The organism is Marinobacter gelidimuriae (assembly GCF_000372805.1).
Lineage (GTDB): Bacteria > Pseudomonadota > Gammaproteobacteria > Pseudomonadales > Oleiphilaceae > Marinobacter > Marinobacter gelidimuriae.
Map to the genome: position 1 here is coordinate 1 of NZ_KB889912.1, position 18,807 is coordinate 18,807.

The window sequence follows — 18,807 nt, forward strand, 5'->3', positions numbered from 1 at the left end:
CGGAGCAAGACTGCCATCAACAAGGCTCGCGCCAAGAGCATGGCCCGCATCCTGGATGGCTACCGCCCCACCCTGAAAGATGCGGCGGCGGTGAACGCCACCCGCAATGCCTTGTTTCAGGATTTGCTGGCAACGGGCTTGCCGGTGGAGGCCGGCACTNGCGGGCAGACAAAGTACAACCGGCATCAGCTCCGCATCCCTAAAACCCATGCCCTGGATGCGGCCTGTGTCGGGGTTGTTGCAACGATTGAGGGCTGGAAAAGACCCACCCTCACGATCAAGGCCACCGGCCGGGGCAGCTACCAACGAACCCGCACCACCGCCAGCGGCTTTCCTAATGGCGTCCTGACCAGGCAAAAGCGCCACTTTGGCTTTCAAACCGGGGATAGGGTGCGGGCTGATGTACCCAGTGGCAAAAAGGCCGGACTGCACCGGGGCCGTGTGGCGATTAGGATAACCGGTAGTTTCAATATTCAGGGCGCCAAGGGCGTCGTTCAAGGCATTAACCACCGGCACTGTGCGGTGATTCAAAAAGCCGATGGCTACGGTTACACCCAACACCCATTTGATAGCGCCAACCACAAGGAGGCCGCGAGAGCAGGGTCACGCGCTGCGTGACGCGCTATCTCTCCCGGACCTGAAAGGGCCGGGTTTCTCGCGCAAAATGATGAACACAGCAAGCATCGCTACCCAATCTCATTCCATTGATGACAACCACAACGCTGAATTGGATGCCCTCAAGAGCCGGATACTGGCCAACCGGGGGGCGAGCTATCCGGAAACCTACAGCGCCAAGAACCTGATCAGCCCTACCCTTCTCAAAGATGGCGAAAGAGCCGCAATGCGTCTTGCCAAGGCCGTCATCCTGAAACAGAAAATCGTGGCGGTTTCGGACTTCGATTCGGATGGGGCTAATTCAGCGGCAGTCTTTCTTCGCGGGATGCGCATGATGGCGGATGCCATGGTACCGCCGAAACGAAACACCTATTCCCGACTACCGGAATCAAGAGCTAGCGAGAACCGCCGAAAGAAGCTGGATATTCAGTACGTCATCCCCAATCGCTTCACCTATGGCTACGGCCTAAAACCGATGCTGGCGGAAAAGATTGTTCGTCCGATGGCGCCGGACATCATCGTAACGCTCGACAACGGCATCAGCTCTCACGACGCCGTGAATCTGATTGCCGGATGGCAACCCAGAACTGATGTGATTATCACAGACCACCATGCCCCCGGAGACACGCTGCCGGACGCCTACGCGGTGGTGAACCCGAACCGTGAGGACTGTGATTTTCCATCCAAGGCCTTGTGCGGCTGTGGCGTCGCCTTCTATTTATTGTTGCTGGTTCGCCGTGCTTTGGTCTCGTTGCTCGGCAATGACCCTCGCCGTGCCGGTGCAACCCGTGCCATTGCTGCTGTCCCGTTGAATGGCCTGTTGGATTATGTGGCTATCGCAACCATTGGAGACGTTGTGCCAATGGACGCCAACAACCGACTTCTGGTCAAAGCGGGTCTGGACCGCATCAACCGGGGTTTGCAGATGCCGGCTCGACAGGCCCATTCCGAAGGCTACCTATCATTAGGTGTCCGCGCTCTGCTTTCAGTATCAGGCACCGGGCACCCGGTCACCAGCACCGACCTGGCGTTCAACGTGGTGCCCCGAATCAACGCAGTCGGACGCCTTGAAGAGCCCGTGGCCGGTATCGAATGCCTGCTGTCGGAAACCCAGATGATGGCGGAGCTGGAAGCCAAGGAATGTCACAAGCTTAATGAAGAGCGCAAGACGATCCAGAAAGGAATGGAAGGCGAGGCCAACGAGATTATGGCCACCATGAGCGACCTTGATGCCTCGGAAACCCACAATCCTGGCGAACCGGATCCGCAACGCGCCATGGTTCTGTTCAAGGAGGACTGGCATCCGGGTGTCGTTGGGCCGGTGGCGTCTAGAGTCAAAGAGAAAAACGGTGGCGCAGTTATCTGTTTTTCACCGGAGACCGACCCCAATGCACCGGACGACGAAGAAAGCGGCGACCCTGACTGGCTCAAAGGTTCCGGTCGCTCGGACAACGTGCATTTGCGAGACGCGCTGGCTTACGTTGCGGCCCAGGCCCCCGATTTGATGATGCAGTTTGGCGGTCATGCCCGCGCTGCGGGTCTTTCTTTGCACACCGCAGACCTGCCTCGCTTCAAAAAGCTTTTCCAGAAAGCGGTAGACCATTTTCTGGCCACCGCGCCACTCACCAATCCGGTGTTCGATGATGGTGCCCTGCCTCGGCACCTGAGAACCCACACTCTGGCGGCCTGGATTGAACGGCAACCGTGGGGCCAGATGTTTCCGGAACCCACATTCACACAGACGTTTCGGGTGCTGCGGGCCGGACCCATAAAAGAGATCCATCAGAAGCTCACGGTGACCGATACCGCAAACGACTCAACGGCACCGGACGCCTGCGATGTATCCGCCAGCGGTTCACGAACAATAAATATGCTCTGGTTCTTCAGTGTTGATGACGACAACCCACCGGTTAATGAGGGCGCAATTCTGACAGTTCGCTACCGGCTGACCATCAATCGGTTTCGCGGGAACAGTCAGTTGCAGGGGATCATCACCGAAGCCACACCGGCGCACATTGCACTGGCCTGAACAATTACCGCAACGATAAGGCTAACCATGCGACGAGTTCAGAAAGCCAAACCATTGGGTGCAGCGGCCCTGGACCTGAAATCCAGGACAACCGATGAACAGCAGGCTCGCCGGTCAATGCAGCTTGGTCGAAACGGAAAAACCTTCGTCTTGTCGTTTGCGTATGAACCTGACCTGATCCGCCAGATCAATGCGGTGGTCCCCCAAGCCCGATGGTCAGCGCCTGCCGATGCCGCCAAGTCCGGTCAGCAAATCACCCCACGAATACTGGCGGGGCTTGATCTGTGCCAGTACACCCTGCCGATTACCCTGGATAACGCAGCCGGGCTTCGTCGTGTACTTCGCCAATTCCGGTTTTCCAGCACCAAAACAGTCCTGGCAACCTTTACAGAAGCCCTTAGCCAACCAATCCACTCAATGCCGGTACCGGTGAATAGCCTCCAGCCAAACACCCTGAACGTCTTTGCCCAGAGCGCATCAAACGAACCAGCACAGACGCCCGTCGCAACAAAGTCTTCGGTCACCGGGCCTCCACTGCCCAAGGCACCGATTACCCTGATCCGGGATTCCCTAACCGGTCGCGTTCAGGCACTGAGAACCCACACGCCCCGTGACCCTGAAAACCCGACTCGACTGGCAACCGGCTGCAAATCTGATGGCCTTTACGATACCGTTATGAACGCGCCCGGGGCCCGATGGATCAAGAAAATCAAGGGCACACCCAAGAAGCCTGGGCGAGACGGCCATTTCCGTATCCCAATCACACTGGTCACGCCAGCGCTAATAAAGACGCTGCATCAGCAGTATGGGCTCACATTGGACACCGAGTCCGATAAGAACGGGAAAGCGCCGGCGCGACTTATAGCTGAGGAAGTGGACCGGCTGCGACGCAACATTCGACTGTCAATGGCCGACCAGATGGAACTTCGGTTACCGGTTCCAAACGGGAAAGAATACCTGCCCTACCAGAAGGCCGGCATCGCCTATGCACTGAGAGCGGGCAACGCCCTAATTGCTGACGAGCTAGGACTGGGTAAAACAATACAAGCGGTAGGGGTATCCAATGCTCTCAAGCAGGCCAGACGCATACTGGTCATTCCACCAGCCTCCTTGAAGACCAACTGCCAACGGGAATGGGAGAGTTGGTGTACCAAGGGGCTGAAAGTTACTCGCGTTCTCAGCGACGCCGCCGACGCCTGGCCATCGATGAACCCGGATGCCCCGGATGCCACTAATGTAGTGGTGGTGAACTTTGATCTGATCGAGGCGCATCAGGCACAGATCAATCGTCAGGTGTGGGACATACTCATTGTCGACGAAGCCCACTGTGGGATCATAATAAAGTTGGTAACAACGATAATAAAGTTGGTAACTCATCCTCAGCGACTGTGAACCATCGCACGATGGCCAAAACCGTATATTCCCATGAACACAAAGATAGCTTGCGCTATGCGCCCGAAAAGCCACACAGCAAGACCAAGGAGTGTCACAAAACAGATTAAACACTGTTTTACACATTCGGCCAAGCAGTGATATTGTAGATCACATATTCGAATATGAACTGTTTTGAGTAATTCCTAGATGCCAATTGAGAGACTGTTTAACGAGAGCGATGTTCAGCGCCTTATTGACATGAACGCCGCACCGCCGTTCGGTAAGCGCGATGGTGCTCTGATTATGGGTGCGTTGTATTGGGGCCTTACCCCCTCAGAATTAAGCTTAATCAGGCTTGAGGACATAATGGATCAGTCGGGTGACTTTTCCCGTATCTGGACTCTCCTGGCCAGTACCGCCTACAACGGCGAAGCGAGAGAGCTTCATACTGAGGATCATGCCCTGCCCTTTTTCGAGCAATACATGGACTCGCGGGTGTCTGAGGGGCTGTATCTAAGCAACCAGTCCTGGTACCGAGGCTCCGATCCTCAGAGTCAGTTTTTCCTGAATGACAGGGGCGAGCCCTACAAGCTGTCACCAAGGAAGAAGGACTCAACGGATTATCAGGCAAGGGCTATGTCAGCAAAGCTGAAGTCTTTTATCGAGAAAGCGGGGATTGAGGGTGTAACGGTCTCGACGTATAGAGACTCGTTTGTGAAAGCCATGTATGACGCTGGCTGTCATTACAAAGACCTGATGCGAGCTTCCGGCATCAAGCAGAAGGAAACCATCGACCGGAAAACGCGCCCAGCGATTCAGGATCTGGACAAAGTATTCAAGGCGATTTATTCACGAGTTAAGGTCAACAATTAGAGGTGCTTACATGGATGCACAAACGCGAGAGGCGGTCAAACAATTTTCAGCCAAGGTGATTGAGCAATTCGATGTATCCCGCTTTGTCTTGTTCGGTAGCAGGGCTCGTGGAGATAATCGTGATGACAGCGATGCGGATGTTGCTGTTTTCCTTCAAGGGGATTCTGGAGACTTTGTGGAAGTGAAATTAGCCATGGCTGGCATTGCATTCGATGTCCTTGTCGATACTGGCATCAGAATCCAGCCGTTTCCCGTGTGGGATGGGGAATGGAGGCACCCCGAAGCCTACTCAAATCCCTACCTGCTTCAAAACATTGCTAAAGATGGGGTTTCTATATGAGCGCATTACTTCAGAAGGCTTGGCGAGCCCTGGGTTCCGCGAAGCTGCTATTGTCAGCTGGAGATAGGGATGGTGCTGTCAATCGGGCCTATTACGCCATGTTTGATGCGGCCAAGGCCGTATTAACTGAGGGTGACGAACCGATTATCTCGCAGCCCATAAAATCACATAATGGGCTGATAACGCTTTTTTCCCAGAATTTGGTTAAAACGGGGCATGTTTCCAGCAAGCTCGGGAAGCATCTTAATGAAGTCGAAGAGTTGCGACTGATTGCCGACTACAAGGCGGAGGACATGATAACTCCCGAACGAGCTTCTTGGGCAGTTGAGGCTGCCGAAGACTTTGTAAGCGCGATGGATGGTTATGTCGAGGATCTGAGCCCACCGTCATCAGGCCCATCCATGTAACCGACAACAAAACCGAGACAATCGGAAATCGGCGCAAAGTTACCAACTTTATTAATACCGACAAACCCTGAACCGGCATTGACACCGCCATGTTACGGTGAAAGTTACCATCTTTATTTTTATTGTTCTGAGCTTTGAGGCGACAGGATGCGGCCTGTAGAGATGTTTAGTTACCGATTTTATTAAGACCCCACACCCACGCCCTCAAGAACCAGGGCGCCAGACGCACCAAAGCCGTTCTCGGCTCCGGTACCGGGCGCAACCACAAACCGGGACTCGCGGCGAAGCGAACCTTACTGCTAACCGGCACACCGATTCTCAATCGCCCTGCTGAAATCTGGCCGCTGGCCCACGCTCTGGATCCTAACTACTTTTCCGATCGGTTTGCTTTTGAACGGCGTTACTGTAACGGCCACCAGACCCAATACGGCTGGAACGCCCGGGGCGCCTCCAACCTGAGTGAACTGCAGCGCGAGCTTCGGTCCCGAATCATGGTTCGTCGACAGAAGCGCCACGTCCTCAAGGATCTGCCACCGAAGACCCGCCAGCTCATTGAGCTGGATCACCCTCAGCAGGCAATGGCCCAGGGTCAGTACCGGCAACTGGCTTCGGCCACCCAGCGCTTACAAGATTTGTTCCGCCAGCGCGAAAATCTGAACAACGAGTTCGAAGACAACCCGGCAGCCGATACCGAAGCGTGGGCGCACTATCAGTCGCAGGCACAGAAACTGGACCGGGAAGCCAAAGTTGCCTTTGAGCGCATGTCTCAGGTTCGCAAGGAAACAGCGCTCAGCAAAGTGCCACAGGTATTGGACCTGGCTCTCACGTCCCTTGATAACGGCAAGCTGATCCTGTTCTGTCACCATCAGGAGGTCGCAGAAGCTTATCGGGACGCCCTGAACACGCATTTTCGTAAACGGGCCGGGCGCCGGACACCCAATACCGTGGCCATGGTCACCGGCCAGACCCCGGAAGGTCAGCGCCAGAAGGAAGCGGATCGGTTTCAGGACGATCCCTTATGTCAGGTGTTCATTGGCACCATTCAGGCCGCTGGTGCCGGACTGACCCTGACAGCCGCCAGCGCCGTTCTGTTCGCTGAACTGGATTGGGTGCCGGGTAAAGTGACTCAAGCGGAAGATCGGGCACACAGAATTGGACAACGGGATCACGTATTGGTGTATCACGCCGTGGTTGAAGGAACCCTGGACAGCTTGATGGTTCGTCGTTTAATCGAGAAGCAGGCGGTTATCGACAGCGCTCTGGATACCCCCGAGGCTCCGAGGCCCAAACCGAAACGCACTCCCGACACCAAAACCGAACAGGAACGGTTTGCCGACTGGTGCCTGGACCATTTCTCCGGAACCAATGCGCAAAGTGAGCCTGTTTCACTGATTCCAGCCACCGGGGCGGACACCGGCGAGGCCACCCAGAGCTTCACGCCGTTTCACTAGACTGCGCAAAATTACCCTTCGTTAACCGGGCACGCCCTGAACGGGAGAACTGTGTCTACGTTATAGTGGCAACTCAATACCTGATGCACCCGGTGGACAAACAAGTGCCTTTTGATCCCGATTCACGCCTAATTCCGGAGGTTCATATCCGCCAGCCCGATGAAGACGGAGAACCCCAGCCACAAACCGCTCCGCATTGGAACGATCAGATCCAGAAGGGCTTTCGGTACGAGGTTGTTGGCGAGCAGCGCCGACTCGACCAGGTGTATCCGGTCACGATTGATCCGGCGAGCCGGGAGGCTCGATGCCGGTGTTTGTCCAAACGCACCTTCCGTCTTTTAGTGAACCGTCACCGGCACGACCGCAAGGATGACCAGCTGATTCATGTGATGGGTGCAGGATTGGTGCTGACCGTGTTCGCGACCGCCTGGGGGTATCAGACACTGCCCGCTGTCGTGGTGCAGGCACTGTCGGCTGTGGCGACCTCTCTCTTCCTCTTCACTGCCTGGCACGTGGTCTCGCCCCGATTGAAGTCATGGCGACAGGCCCACCAGTCGGACCCGGCGCAACGCACGGTGCCGGTGATTGAACCACGCACGATCAATGGGCGCCCTGGCCCGATCCGGCCAGTTGATGTGCGTATCGCGGCGTTGAGGTATCTGCTGGCGTTGGAGAAACATCGGAATTCGCCATCCCCGACTGAATAACTCTCCCGTCACGTCCACCAAACGAAACCAGATGCGCGATTAAACCTCTAAATGGACGCTCGATGAAACAGCAACCCGCCATTTTTGTTTTGGTTGAGATATCATAACGTATTGTAGTTTAAATTTTTGGCCGCGCCGATCAACGATAGGCCATGCAACCGACAGGACTTCACGATCATGAGCGACCTTTCGACCGATACACGGCAGCGACTCTTTCCTTATTCCGCGTCGATGCGAAACACCAGACTGAATCTGGTCTACCGGGCGGCGCGGCGTGATCCCATTTATAAGTCAGTGGTTTTGCTCGGAGCAATGACCGAAGACCAGACCGCCATCCTCAAGCGTCAGGCTATTAGGGGGCACATGGTTATCGCACGACAGATCGGATTACCCAGTCCGGCCGATGAGATTTGCCCCGACCACCTGACCCCAACCGACCATGCACTGACCTCGCTGGCGGACTGGGAGGATGGACAACCATCAACCAGCGCTCTGCACACAGTTGAACCCCCGACCGTCATGCTCGCCATCGGAGCCCTGGTGTCTCAGGTCATCAGCATGAAGTGGAACGTGGACGCCGAGCACGATCACCTGGGCATACCCTCCCCTTCCGTCCCGCTTTTAACCGACGAATACGACACACCGACCCATCAGGTCGGGTGACTGACAGCGATTAAAGGGAGAGCCCAACCATGACCACGAATATCAACGACCTCAGCACAGAAAAACAACTCCATCTATACAAGAGTGAGCGTGACCAACTTCTCCGCGCGATTGCCAATGCGGGGATTAAAACCGGCAACATTCCAGCCGATGGCAACCTTGGCAGCCAGAGTCATCTCATGTTGCTCAATGATATGGCCGGCCAGTTAAAAGAGGCCATTGAGGCACCAAGTCAGAAAAGCGATCAGACTGGGATCACCCTCACCCCCGATCAGCAGGCCGCCCTTCAACTGGCGATGGATACTCTCAGCCGCCATGGCAATGGCGTAACAGCGCCTGGAGCTATGCTCATCCTTCAGGATATGGCCGATGAAGGAACCCCCGCATCCGATGCGACGACACACAACACACCTACAACCGATACCGATTTTGACGAGCCCGACGAAGACAACGAAGACGACGGCCCTGCCCTCGGCTGACCTCGCATTTCCCTGACGAACACAGGAGTCTGTCACCTATGACACAACAAACACCGAAGCGTTCGACCAACAAAAAGATGGATAAAATGGTACTTCAGGACAGCCGAAGCCATGCGGACAACCAACTGCTGTTCTGGGCCAAGGACGCAAAAGGCTATACCACTGACATCAATCAGGCGCACCTGTTCACGCAAGGGGAAGCGATGAGCCAGCAGGCGGCGCGGACAACGGACATACCGCACAAGCTGGCGGATATCCGGGCGGTGATTTCAGCCACCGTGGACCGGGATGCATTGCGGGCGCACCAGAACAGTCACAAGGTCGATCAGAACGCCGGGCCGAAGACTGCGCCGCAGGTCTGGGCCTACCAGAGTACCGACAGATCAGACGAACGCCCACTAATCACCACCAGTCGCGCCCTGGCGTTGCCGGACGGATGGTCTGAGCTGGATGTAACCAGCGCGGCCACCAGTTCGGCCCTGAGCGCCGCCAAGCTGCACGAATGGTCAGACGACTTCGCTGAAGCAGCCAAGCTGGCGCCGACCCCTCTTCAGGCCACGATACTTCGCACCCGGAGCGAAGAAGCTCGAGAAGCAGCCACGGCGCTTCAGGCCAGGCAGGCTTTGGATTCCGAAATCCAGACTCTGGCTCGCCAGTCCGCCATCCAGGGCGACGCTAAGACCCAGGAGCTCGCAACACTGGTCCCCCCGGAAACCCTGATGCACTGGTCCAAGACGTTCGATCATGCGGCCAAGGCCAGCGTTGACGACGCCCGCAAAAACGTACTCCAAAGCTGTGCCCACGACTGCCATGACGTCGCTAGTATGCTTGCAGCGGGCCAGACAGTGAATACCCGGGCGCAGGACGTCTACTCAGGCAACGGACCTATACCGGCCCCCATCACGTCGGAGAGGCTAACCGTCTGGGCCCAGGAGTTTGAGAAAGCCGCTGGTCAGGCACTCACCGGCGAGCGGTTCTCCGAACTGGATCGGTGCGCCCAAGACTGCCACGAGCGCGCTCTGGAAGTCGGCCATATCAACCAGAATAATGACGACCCGGATCTGTCGAACGATGCGCCAGGGCTTTGATGGCTTGATCATTTGTGATGAGGAACGACTATGAGCACGATCAACACCAGACACCCGGAACGACGCACTCTGATGGCCGAGCGTCAAGCCAATCGGGTATCCGCCGCCGATGTGCAGCAATCCATACGGCACTATCTGGATAACGACCCGGAATTTCTGATCGACATGATGGATAGATCCGGGTTACTGAACAAGATGCGGCATCATATTGACACCCTGAAACCATCACATTCGGTCAGCCCAACCGTCAGTGCCGATGGCAACCACCTGTTTCCAGATTTCAAGGCGATCGAGAATCGTCGCATCGGCGACCTGTCACCAGCCCAGCAGAGCGACGCCCTGGAACTGTGGCTTCGCAAGGAATGGCCGCGGATCGGTACCGACGAAGACTGTTCTGGCCACCATATCCGGTTTCTGCTTGACCGCCTGACCGATCTGCGTACCGAAGTCCATCACCGGCTGGATCAACAGCAAGCAGATCCGATGACGCGGCTGGCTCGGCGTAAAGCGGAACAGCTTGGCACACTCGCCGGCGTTCTGGTTCGCACAAACAGCGATGATCGTCTGGCCGCTGTATCAGAGCTCGGTCGCGTGACCTGGCTAAAGGCCGAATCCGCTCTCGGGCCGCAGAGTGAGCCATCCAACGAGATCGACTTGCTGGCGGACGAGGACGACGAGGACAACGCCTCCAGTCCGGGCCTGTAAACAAAACAAAACCAAGAGAACAATGAGGGTGTCACGGTTCACGAACCGGAACCGGACAAACCGGATCTGGATGCCCTAATGGAAGACACCTTTTTCACCGAGATAGAGCCAGCCAGCGTGCACAGGCTCATCAACAGGGCCGGGCCCAGAGAGAGAGCGATGACCGATAAGATGACCATCTGGCAACGCATAGCCAATAGCTTTGGAGGGGATACCAGGAAAGTGAGTGACGACGACATCATTTTTGATAACTCAGAATTTGATGACTCAGAACTCGATAAAAGCCTTGCAGAACTCAATGAAAGCCTTGAAAGCCTTGGTGAAAGTTTGGAACGTCCTGAACATTGGATCATCGATGATTACCCACACAGCGATGATCCCATTGCAGATATTGATGCCTCAGATATTGATGGCGGCCAGGATGATGACGAAGCACGAGATTCTGACCATGATATCTTTGGCAGTTTTCAAGGATTCGGCAGGTTCAAAGACAGATTTACCGCTGTTGAACCTGTCTATGCTAGAAACCATGACATTAAGGCACGGTTACGCTCTCACTATGACTCTGAGCTTTCAACAAACGGCCCCTTACTGAGATCAATCCAGTCGCTTAGAGACGACTTGGGCGACCTTGAAAACCGAATCAAGCAAACAGGATCGACATCCCAGTACGATGATGCCCTAATTTCAAAATTATCCGAAATCCAATTACTGCTCAACGGTGAGTTAGACCAAAAGCCAAATGTAAACCAAGCCGCCCTTGTTGCAGTCGCTCATCACGAATCGATCTACGAACGAGAGAGAAGTAAACATTACCGCTCCGATAACGATCAGCTTGCCTCTATATGCAATAGCTTAAAGCGAGATGTCCACGTTAGTCGATCCGCTCACACCGTTAATCACACCGCCGCCGAATACCTTCTAAAGATGCACCAATTAGCTATTACTCAGATTCCGGCGATGTCCGGGTCCATCGATCAAGTCCAAGCACTACTCAGCGACAAGAAAAAAGCGATGATGAAGTCAGGAATTACAACACTTGGCGAGCTCTGCTCCACGACAGCCTTTAACCTCTTATCAATTAAAGGTATCGGGCCATCCACACTGGAAAAAACCGCGACATGGCTTTCCGAGCAGTCGATTCCCCACCTCCTTTATTTTGACGTTAGCTATGCAATGGAGATCTTCGAAAACTATGAAGGCCTAAGAATTCCCTGGCAACACGTGTCCAGGCTCAACGCGCCCGAGAATTACCAATGGACCCTACCTACTCTCTGGTTAGGGAATCCTTCTCTTACCCTGTCTTTCAACCTAAACACCGATGGTTACACCAGGATCGGAATAAAGGCATCACCTCCCGTGAATCAGACCAGCACTCCTAATGGAGATAGCCCATGACAAGCCTCCCAATCAGTATCGTTTTTGTTAATTCTTAGGCCGGGCCGGACGAACTGGCCTTACGCTCCACTAAAACCCGCCAGAGATGGACGACGACGATCACCTGTCCATCAATGAGCGCTGAAAACAAAACCGAAACCCCGGAGCAGCAACGCGACCAATACAACGTCTCCGGTCCGGGCCTTTAAGCAAACAGGCGCCCGGCACCACTCCTCTCCACCAATCTCAGGTATCGTACATTTACTCTGACCTCACTGCTTGCGACCCTGCCCTCTTCGCGCAGCCGCAATCGAGCACTTGTATAGCCTGAAAGTTCGCCGGCTGATGAACGCCTGATCTGAGTTAGCCGAATAACTTCGCGTGAGTGCCGGTTCGGGCAAGCTGAAGCTCCTCACCAGCCACGCGATAAATAAGAATCCAGTCTGGTGCGACATGGCATTCCCACCAGCCGCTCCAATTACCCGACAGCTTATGGTTGCGGCATTTTACCGGTAAAGGCTTCTCATCGGTGAGCAGCTGAATTATGTCTTTGAGCTTGTCCATCTTGAGACCCTGGGCCTGGCATAGCAGAACGTCCTTTTTGAATTTGTTGTCCGGTTGCGGCGTCAGCATTAAATTCCCAAATCGTCAAACAGCGCAGCCGCAGACTCAAACTTCTCACCCTTACGGTCCTCCAATCGCATCATGGCGACCCGGGTTTCCTCATTGGGCGTCTCGTGATCGAACGGAAACTCCCGGCGCGCAGCGATGGTATTGAGCAGCAGGCTCACCGCCGCGCTGGGACTGATGCCCATAGCCCCCAAGATGTCAGATGCCTCGCGCTTGATAGATGCATCGATTCGCACACGCATTGTGGTCGCCAGATTGTTCCTCCTGCCCTGTTCATCCATCAGGGCATGAAAGGGAACAGGCTCGAAGGGCAGCCGATCGGTACTGATAATTCGCGCCAGCAACAGATTTACTGCACCCGAAAGGGTCATACCATAGGATTCGACCACCTCCTGCACGGTCTTTTTCACAAACGTGCCAAGACGAACGTTGATCGTATCGTCTTTAAGCCCAACCTTTGCCGGCGTCAGATTGAGCGGGGAAGCCGACTTTTTGGCAGGCTTCATTCGCCGGGGATTGCGAGCTTGATCATCTGGCAGTGTGACCGCCAACCCCAGATCCATTTTCGTCTCAGCGACCATGGTTTTCTTTCTACCGGTCATGCCGGTTCGTTTTCCCCGAGATTCATCGGATTTTCTGTGCTGATTGCTCATGGCGTGCCTCTTGGTTCTCATTCAGTTCTGTATTCTGTTTTGTGTATACCACGTAATAACAGTTTACGCCTGCTGAAACACCACGTCACCCCGGTTTTTCCAAAAAGACCCAACCTTCCCGAAAACCCCCTCTATATGACCAAGCTCGTGACCAACGGTGAAGTTCTGTCGTCCAACTTCGGGGAGAGAATCGTTATAAAGGATGGCTTTCAAAGAGCCATCGATCAGCAAACATCCCTGAAAATCATCGCCCACATCACACGGCTCGACTCTGATACCAAGCCTGTTGCGATAGCGTGACAGTCAACGGGGAAACAATCGTCTCCTTCACGTCCGTAGCTCCAAGCTTTGAAAAGCTGAATAGCCTCTTTCTTCGCGGGATGTAAGCTCATGAAGCTTGATCCCCGTCCTTTAGAGCTTGCATGATTTTGCTGATGGTTTTCTTTGTTTCCAGTTTAAGGCTCTGATAGTCACGGAAAAAAACTTGATCCTCACTCGATCCAGAGCCACTTATGAGCTCTTCAACAGTGACCCCCAATACCGATGCCAGGTCAGACACAAGCTGGGCAGAGGGGTTAACGCCTGGCTTATTTTCTAGCTGCCAGATGTAGCTTTTCGTCGAACCCACTTTCTGAGCCAGCTGTTCCAAGGTCAGCCCTTTCTCTTTTCTTTTTTCCGCCAAACGCTCACCAAACATTTCACTTCCCCCTCTTCGTTCACTGAAATCAGTGGGTGCGGGATTGTAAGTTCATTATAGCACCACGTAAAGTACTCCCTGTGTTTACTTTAGTTTTTTTCCGTAATACAATTAGTGTTGTCACAGTAAACTAAGAGGGCAGGAAAATGACAGACAAGCTAAAGCCAGGATCTCGGGCTCAAAACTCAGGGCAGTACGAAATCGTGGGGCCTCGTGGGGGACGCACGGGTGAAGAGAGAACAGTAACGAAAGGCGAACCGCTCCCGCCAACGCCAGAATCAGGCCAAAGTTATGTTTTGGTAGATCCAACAAAGAACAAGAGCGGGAGGAGGTAAAATGCAAAATCTATAAATAGAACTGTCTAACTCTACATGGGTGGGGGTGAAGTCATCCGTCGACCTCGCTCACAACGGTAGTGTAGTGGTTCAATGATTCCGGACACCAACGTAGATGGTAATATTGCCGCCATAAGCGAGGTGTCTGATGACCAGAAAACGACGATCTTTTACGCCGGAGTTCAAGCAGGAAACCGCCTGCCTGGTGCTTGATCAGGGCTACTCTATTGCCGAAGCCAGCCGTTCTTTGAATGTCGGCGAAAACGAGGGAGCCTGGTAATTAATTCAGAGACACCGTGGCTGCGCCTAATCGGGTAGCCGGGGGTATCTAACCCCCAGCCCCCACAACACCCTGCACCGATGCGTCGGACCGGCGGGTCCGCACAGGGCGTTTCCCGAAAACGTTCAGAATAAGATGGCCGATTACCTCCTCCTCCTACCCCAATGATGGCTTCTGATTTTGCGCCAACGTTCCTCAGTCCGGTCGGATATGGAATCGTTGGGCTGCACAGGATCCTCATTGATTTTCGGGTTCAGGCCTTCACCCTGTCCCAACCATTACGATGGGCGTTTGGCTACTATGCCGTCTGCTGACTTCTGGTGCCAACTCGCCTCCGGCCTACGCCTCATATGATGTTCTTGTTCATTAGCTCGCAGTTTTGCTAGCGGCTTCCTCCAGACCGCTCCTCACGGATTGGCCCTTGCCATTCGCTAGTGGTTAGCGTTCAATCGGCTAAAACCGGCTGAACGGTGACCTTCCCACAGGGGACTTTCACCCGATTAGTTCATGCCCATGCTGGGCGTACACAAGGCGCATCAATACACGGCCGATGGCCGCCGGACGCCTTCTTCATTGCGGCTGCGCCTCCATTACAAGGGCGCCGTTGTGCGCTAACGTTGAGGCTGTAGAAAAACCCCAAACTAGGCTGGTTTTGGTAGTATTGAGAAAACAGACAGGGAGCCGTCGGTATGCCTCGTTTCAAGCACTACAACTACGACCAAGATACGATGGTTGTCATCAACTACCGAGAGCAACTCCAGCCCGGCACTTTTGAACACGCCGTTCACTACCTGATTGAACACAAGCTGGATTTGACGGTTTTTCACCCGAAATATCGCAACGACGACACCGGCCGCTTGGCCTACGATCCCGCCATCTTGCTGAAGATCATTCTGTTCGCTTACTCCAAAGGCATCACCTCCAGCCGCGAGATCCAGTGGTGCTGTGAGACCAACATCATCTTTAAAGCGCTGTCCTGCGATACAGTCCCGCACTTCACCACCTTGGCCAAGTTTGTCAGCCAGCACGCCGATGAGATCGAAGAGCTGTTTGAGCAAATATTGCTGGTGTGCCATGAACAGGGCCTTCTGGGCAACGAACTGTTTGCCATCGACGGCTGCAAAATGTCGTCAGACGCCGCGAAGGAATGGTCTGACACCTTTAAAGAGCTGGGCGAAAAACGGGATAAGCTGAAGCGACTGATTCGCCACCACCTGCATGAGCATCATGAGCGGGATGAGGCGGAGACGGAAGCTGAACTGGATAGAGATATTCGACGCGCGAAAACCGTGCTCTCTCTGGATGAGTCGATGAAAAAAGTGGACTGTTTCCTAAAGACAAACAGCCCAAGAATGGGCCAAGGTAAACGACTCAAGGAAGTGAAGAGCAACATCACCGATAACGAAAGCGGCAAGATGACCACCAGCAAAGGCACGATTCAGGGCTATAACGGCGTGGCCACAGTGGACAAAAAACACCAGATTATCATCGATGCTCAAGCCTTCGGTGAAGGCCAGGAACACCATACTTTAAAGCCGGTGTTGGAGACGGTTCAGCGTCGTTATAAAAAGCTTGGCATTGCCGACAACATCTATCAAACCGGCGCGATCGTGACCGCCGACACCGGCTTCGCCAACGAAGCCAATATGAAGTACCTGCATGAGCAACAGATCAACGGTTACATCCCTGACAATCGCTTCCGCAGCCGTGATCCCAAGTTCGTAGACCAGAAAGCCAAGTACGGTAAGCGCCCGCAAACCCCATCGAAGAGCGGCTGGAAACACGTGATTCCCGCCAGTGAATTCCAGTTCGACCCGGTTACGATGACGTGCATCTGTCCCGCCGGAGAATCCCTGCGTCACGAGAGCACTCGAACCGATCAAAACGGCGTACCCAGAGCCCACTTCCAAGGGCGATTATTGCAGTGCCGCCACTGCCCCAAAAAGCATCAATGCATGCAAAATCCCAGCTCTGCAGATCACCGCAAGGGAAAAGGAAGACAGGTCTCCTACACCCTGGAGCTCAGGCGCGGCCCAACGTATACCGACTGGATGAAGCACCGAGTCGATAGCCAGCTAGGCAAAGCGATTTACGGTCATCGCATGTCGGTGGTTGAGCCGGTGTTCGGCAACATTGGCAGCAACAAGCGTCTGAGTCGCTTCAGCCTGCGGAGCAAAAAGAAGGTGCAGGGTCAGTGGCAGTTGTATTGCCTGGTGCACAACATTGAGAAGCTGGCGAACTATGGGCAGTTAGCGGCATGAAACCGGAACCGGGGCTAGGATATGGCCAGATATAGGCCACAGACGGCTACGTGAAGCGCATTTAGCGCCAGATATTAATAATGCTTCGGTGTTGCCGTCAAATGATTGAACTTGCGCCAGTTGATCGCAGGGCGTGAAAAACAACAAAGCGGCTGCGGGCTGGGCTCTGAGAAGGGTTTTTCTACAGCCTTGTTAAGAGGCAAATGAGCCAAGGAGTTGATGTTTAATGGAGAAGTTCAATTTACTGGTCGGGCTTCTATTCGGCAGGTTGTATGAGGAGTTTCCCGTTTCACTCCGAGTAACGCCCAAGCAGTTTCTCAATCAGACTATCGCAGAAGACGATGAAGAGGGCTCGTTTAATTTTATAGAGTACTTCGAGAGTACCTTACGGTGGCTTGAGACTGCTGAATATATCTGGATTACTCAAGACTTCTCTGACGATGGGGGGCCCGAGTTCGATGTTGTACTTAGCGAAAAAGGTTTAGAGACACTGCGCAGGGTTCCTAAATCACTTGAGGGGACAGCATCTCTAGGTGAGCGACTTTCGAGTTTTGCAAAATCAAAGACTTCGGACGCTGTGGGCACTCTAGTTTCTCTCGCGATTACGAGTGCTATCAGTGGGAGCGGGATTGCCTCTTAACCAGTCGCTCAAGTTCGTTCCCGGCCTGGCGGCCGTCCACCGGATCCCCTTGTCAGGGCACTGCTTAGCCTCGCGTTATATAGATTAATCAACAATGTGTTAAGGAGTAGCCATGAAACTTATATATTCTGACGAAAATAACATAACGGTTAATCATGCTAAGAACATTCTTGAAAATGCTGGAATACCTGTCATGCTGAAGAATGAGCATACATCAACAGGAATGTACCCTCAGTTTATGTATCTTGAGCTTTGGGTAATGAATGACTCAGACCAAGATAAAGCTTTAGAACTCATATCAACGTTAAAAACTAATTCGACCTCAGTGGAATGGCATTGTCCTGAATGTGAAGAAGAAAATGATTCGTCATTTGAAATATGCTGGAACTGTAAACATGAGCATCAACAATGAGTCACAATCTATATAACCAGTTCGTTAAATCGGATCGCCGCTTCGCTGCGACCGTTTACGAAAGGCGTTAGGCATTTTGGGGGATTTTTGACCAGGCTTTATACTTACATCGTCACCGTCGACTCTGGATTGGCACCAAACCCGTTCAGCGGCTGGTGCACTTTGGCAGTTTGTACCCCGAATCACCAAGGCTGTGCAGTCACGGATGGTGATTGGATAGCCGGGTTTTCCCCAAAAAGTAATGGCTACGAACTCATCTATGCCATGAAGGTGGATGAACGAATCCATATGAACGACTACTTCAATGATCCTAGATTTCAATCTAAGAAGCCGGTAATGAGCGGTGGGTGGAAAGAAAGGTGTGGTGACAACCTTTACTGGCAGGATGGAAAAGGTCAGTGGGTTCAGCTTCCCAACCCTTTTCATCAAGGAATGCTGGATCAAGACACCCGTGTCCCGTACGTTTTTGTTGGTAAGGAATTCTGGTATTTAGGCGAAGCCCGTTCACGCGTACCGGAGGAGTTTCTGCCTATGATCGGAGGTCGAGGCGCTCGGGTAAACCATCCAGAAGGCTTGCCGGAAAAATTTACGCAGTGGGTTAGTCGGAGTTTTCGGCCGGGTATTNNCGCAGCCCCCTTGGACGCAGAAAACGAGAGCTGTAAACNTTGTCGATCTGTGTCCTCCACTGGCCAGCAGACTTCGTGCAACAATGCCTAACCAGGCCAATCACGGCGATGGCTTTTCCGTTGCGGCTTCGCCTCCACTCCAAAGCCACGCGTGTTGGCAGCGTT

At 53.8% G+C, this 18,807-nt stretch carries 20 protein-coding genes and 1 pseudogene; 18 read left to right on the top strand and 3 right to left on the bottom strand.

Going from position 1 to position 18,807, the window contains the following annotated elements; translation table 11 throughout:
- The first annotated feature begins 664 nt into the window (after nucleotides 1-664).
- The 12 genes from A3OI_RS0114420 (at nucleotide 665) to A3OI_RS0114480 (ending at nucleotide 12,129) form a co-directional block, all read left to right on the top strand.
- On the top strand, nucleotides 665-2,644 hold the full coding sequence (locus A3OI_RS0114420; protein ID WP_018404961.1) for a single-stranded-DNA-specific exonuclease RecJ: 1,980 nt from the start codon (nucleotides 665-667) through the stop codon (nucleotides 2,642-2,644).
- 27 nt (nucleotides 2,645-2,671) lie between these two features.
- The gene (locus tag A3OI_RS0114425) at nucleotides 2,672-4,036 is read left to right on the top strand and encodes an SNF2-related protein (RefSeq protein WP_018404962.1); all 1,365 of its coding nucleotides are present in this window, start codon (nucleotides 2,672-2,674) and stop codon (nucleotides 4,034-4,036) included.
- A 189-nt stretch (nucleotides 4,037-4,225) separates the two neighbouring features.
- The gene (locus tag A3OI_RS0114430; RefSeq protein ID WP_018404963.1) at nucleotides 4,226-4,891 is read left to right on the top strand and encodes a site-specific integrase; all 666 of its coding nucleotides are present in this window, start codon (nucleotides 4,226-4,228) and stop codon (nucleotides 4,889-4,891) included.
- Between the two features lie 10 nt (nucleotides 4,892-4,901).
- Nucleotides 4,902-5,231 carry a nucleotidyltransferase family protein gene (locus A3OI_RS0114435; RefSeq protein WP_018404964.1) on the top strand — a complete coding sequence of 110 codons (330 nt, stop codon included), beginning with the start codon at nucleotides 4,902-4,904 and terminating at the stop codon, nucleotides 5,229-5,231.
- On the top strand, nucleotides 5,228-5,638 hold the full coding sequence (locus A3OI_RS0114440) for a HEPN domain-containing protein (RefSeq protein ID WP_018404965.1): 411 nt from the start codon (nucleotides 5,228-5,230) through the stop codon (nucleotides 5,636-5,638). Before A3OI_RS0114435 ends, A3OI_RS0114440 begins: the two co-directional genes overlap by 4 nt.
- A gap of 176 nt (nucleotides 5,639-5,814) precedes the next feature.
- A complete protein-coding gene (locus tag A3OI_RS0114450; RefSeq protein WP_081622938.1) occupies nucleotides 5,815-7,089 on the top strand; it encodes a DEAD/DEAH box helicase in 1,275 nt (424 codons plus the stop codon).
- A 92-nt stretch (nucleotides 7,090-7,181) separates the two neighbouring features.
- A complete protein-coding gene (locus A3OI_RS0114455) occupies nucleotides 7,182-7,796 on the top strand; it encodes a hypothetical protein (RefSeq protein ID WP_155903147.1) in 615 nt (204 codons plus the stop codon).
- A 231-nt stretch (nucleotides 7,797-8,027) separates the two neighbouring features.
- Complete coding sequence (locus tag A3OI_RS0114460) at nucleotides 8,028-8,459, top strand: hypothetical protein (protein WP_155903149.1); 432 nt, start codon at nucleotides 8,028-8,030, stop codon at nucleotides 8,457-8,459.
- Between the two features lie 29 nt (nucleotides 8,460-8,488).
- A complete protein-coding gene (locus tag A3OI_RS0114465) occupies nucleotides 8,489-8,938 on the top strand; it encodes a hypothetical protein (RefSeq protein WP_018404970.1) in 450 nt (149 codons plus the stop codon).
- 38 nt (nucleotides 8,939-8,976) lie between these two features.
- The gene (locus A3OI_RS20345; RefSeq protein WP_018404971.1) at nucleotides 8,977-10,026 is read left to right on the top strand and encodes a hypothetical protein; all 1,050 of its coding nucleotides are present in this window, start codon (nucleotides 8,977-8,979) and stop codon (nucleotides 10,024-10,026) included.
- A gap of 30 nt (nucleotides 10,027-10,056) precedes the next feature.
- On the top strand, nucleotides 10,057-10,731 hold the full coding sequence (locus tag A3OI_RS0114475) for a hypothetical protein (protein ID WP_018404972.1): 675 nt from the start codon (nucleotides 10,057-10,059) through the stop codon (nucleotides 10,729-10,731).
- Nucleotides 10,732-10,809: 78 nt separating this feature from the next.
- On the top strand, nucleotides 10,810-12,129 hold the full coding sequence (locus A3OI_RS0114480) for an FtsZ/tubulin family protein (RefSeq protein ID WP_018404973.1): 1,320 nt from the start codon (nucleotides 10,810-10,812) through the stop codon (nucleotides 12,127-12,129).
- Between the two features lie 342 nt (nucleotides 12,130-12,471).
- Here the strand turns inward: A3OI_RS0114480 and A3OI_RS0114485 are convergent, their stop codons facing one another.
- Together A3OI_RS0114485 and A3OI_RS22145 are read right to left on the bottom strand one after the other, a co-directional pair.
- A complete protein-coding gene (locus A3OI_RS0114485; RefSeq protein ID WP_018404974.1) occupies nucleotides 12,472-12,741 on the bottom strand; it encodes a type II toxin-antitoxin system YafQ family toxin in 270 nt (89 codons plus the stop codon).
- Complete coding sequence (locus A3OI_RS22145) at nucleotides 12,741-13,391, bottom strand: type II toxin-antitoxin system RelB/DinJ family antitoxin (RefSeq protein WP_018404975.1); 651 nt, start codon at nucleotides 13,389-13,391, stop codon at nucleotides 12,741-12,743. The genes A3OI_RS0114485 and A3OI_RS22145 overlap by 1 nt, the downstream gene beginning before the upstream one ends.
- On the opposite strand from A3OI_RS22145, the gene A3OI_RS24000 reads away from it, so the two are divergent.
- Complete coding sequence (locus tag A3OI_RS24000; RefSeq protein WP_228702994.1) at nucleotides 13,377-13,691, top strand: hypothetical protein; 315 nt, start codon at nucleotides 13,377-13,379, stop codon at nucleotides 13,689-13,691. The two genes, A3OI_RS22145 and A3OI_RS24000, sit on opposite strands and share 15 nt — an antisense overlap.
- Before the next feature lie 88 nt (nucleotides 13,692-13,779).
- On the opposite strand, the gene A3OI_RS0114500 is transcribed toward A3OI_RS24000, so the two are convergent.
- Nucleotides 13,780-14,088, bottom strand: a complete 309-nt coding sequence (locus A3OI_RS0114500; RefSeq protein ID WP_018404977.1) for a helix-turn-helix domain-containing protein — start codon at nucleotides 14,086-14,088, stop codon at nucleotides 13,780-13,782.
- Nucleotides 14,089-14,571: 483 nt separating this feature from the next.
- On the opposite strand from A3OI_RS0114500, the pseudogene A3OI_RS20350 reads away from it, so the two are divergent.
- The 5 genes and pseudogenes from A3OI_RS20350 to A3OI_RS24720 form a co-directional block, all read left to right on the top strand.
- A pseudogene (locus tag A3OI_RS20350) lies at nucleotides 14,572-14,685 on the top strand (transposase); the annotation flags it as partial.
- 707 nt (nucleotides 14,686-15,392) lie between these two features.
- A complete protein-coding gene (locus tag A3OI_RS0114510; RefSeq protein ID WP_018404979.1) occupies nucleotides 15,393-16,964 on the top strand; it encodes a transposase in 1,572 nt (523 codons plus the stop codon).
- 226 nt (nucleotides 16,965-17,190) lie between these two features.
- Nucleotides 17,191-17,604 (top strand): hypothetical protein, encoded by a 414-nt coding sequence (locus A3OI_RS0114515; RefSeq protein ID WP_018404980.1) that lies wholly within the window; start codon nucleotides 17,191-17,193, stop codon nucleotides 17,602-17,604.
- Between the two features lie 112 nt (nucleotides 17,605-17,716).
- Complete coding sequence (locus A3OI_RS0114520; protein WP_018404981.1) at nucleotides 17,717-18,016, top strand: putative signal transducing protein; 300 nt, start codon at nucleotides 17,717-17,719, stop codon at nucleotides 18,014-18,016.
- 87 nt (nucleotides 18,017-18,103) lie between these two features.
- Nucleotides 18,104-18,733 (top strand): Nmad2 family putative nucleotide modification protein, encoded by a 630-nt coding sequence (locus A3OI_RS24720; protein WP_018404982.1) that lies wholly within the window; start codon nucleotides 18,104-18,106, stop codon nucleotides 18,731-18,733.
- The last annotated feature ends 74 nt before the right edge of the window (nucleotides 18,734-18,807 follow it).

What these genes read in the sequence shown, in the direction of transcription:
- A3OI_RS0114440 (WP_018404965.1), top strand. Translation starts at nt 5,228, where the DNA reads ATGAGCGCATTACTTCAGAAGGCTTGGCGAGCCCTGGGTTCCGCGAAG.
- A3OI_RS0114420 (WP_018404961.1), top strand. Translation starts at nt 665, where the DNA reads ATGATGAACACAGCAAGCATCGCTACCCAATCTCATTCCATTGATGAC.
- A3OI_RS22145 (WP_018404975.1), bottom strand. Translation starts at nt 13,391, where the DNA reads ATGAGCAATCAGCACAGAAAATCCGATGAATCTCGGGGAAAACGAACC.
- A3OI_RS0114475 (WP_018404972.1), top strand. Translation starts at nt 10,057, where the DNA reads ATGAGCACGATCAACACCAGACACCCGGAACGACGCACTCTGATGGCC.
- A3OI_RS0114425 (WP_018404962.1), top strand. Translation starts at nt 2,672, where the DNA reads ATGCGACGAGTTCAGAAAGCCAAACCATTGGGTGCAGCGGCCCTGGAC.
- A3OI_RS0114515 (WP_018404980.1), top strand. Translation starts at nt 17,191, where the DNA reads ATGGAGAAGTTCAATTTACTGGTCGGGCTTCTATTCGGCAGGTTGTAT.
- A3OI_RS0114510 (WP_018404979.1), top strand. Translation starts at nt 15,393, where the DNA reads ATGCCTCGTTTCAAGCACTACAACTACGACCAAGATACGATGGTTGTC.
- A3OI_RS0114430 (WP_018404963.1), top strand. Translation starts at nt 4,226, where the DNA reads ATGCCAATTGAGAGACTGTTTAACGAGAGCGATGTTCAGCGCCTTATT.
- A3OI_RS0114520 (WP_018404981.1), top strand. Translation starts at nt 17,717, where the DNA reads ATGAAACTTATATATTCTGACGAAAATAACATAACGGTTAATCATGCT.
- A3OI_RS0114480 (WP_018404973.1), top strand. Translation starts at nt 10,810, where the DNA reads ATGGAAGACACCTTTTTCACCGAGATAGAGCCAGCCAGCGTGCACAGG.
- A3OI_RS0114435 (WP_018404964.1), top strand. Translation starts at nt 4,902, where the DNA reads ATGGATGCACAAACGCGAGAGGCGGTCAAACAATTTTCAGCCAAGGTG.
- A3OI_RS0114500 (WP_018404977.1), bottom strand. Translation starts at nt 14,088, where the DNA reads ATGTTTGGTGAGCGTTTGGCGGAAAAAAGAAAAGAGAAAGGGCTGACC.
- A3OI_RS0114465 (WP_018404970.1), top strand. Translation starts at nt 8,489, where the DNA reads ATGACCACGAATATCAACGACCTCAGCACAGAAAAACAACTCCATCTA.
- A3OI_RS0114460 (WP_155903149.1), top strand. Translation starts at nt 8,028, where the DNA reads ATGCGAAACACCAGACTGAATCTGGTCTACCGGGCGGCGCGGCGTGAT.
- A3OI_RS20345 (WP_018404971.1), top strand. Translation starts at nt 8,977, where the DNA reads ATGACACAACAAACACCGAAGCGTTCGACCAACAAAAAGATGGATAAA.
- A3OI_RS0114485 (WP_018404974.1), bottom strand. Translation starts at nt 12,741, where the DNA reads ATGCTGACGCCGCAACCGGACAACAAATTCAAAAAGGACGTTCTGCTA.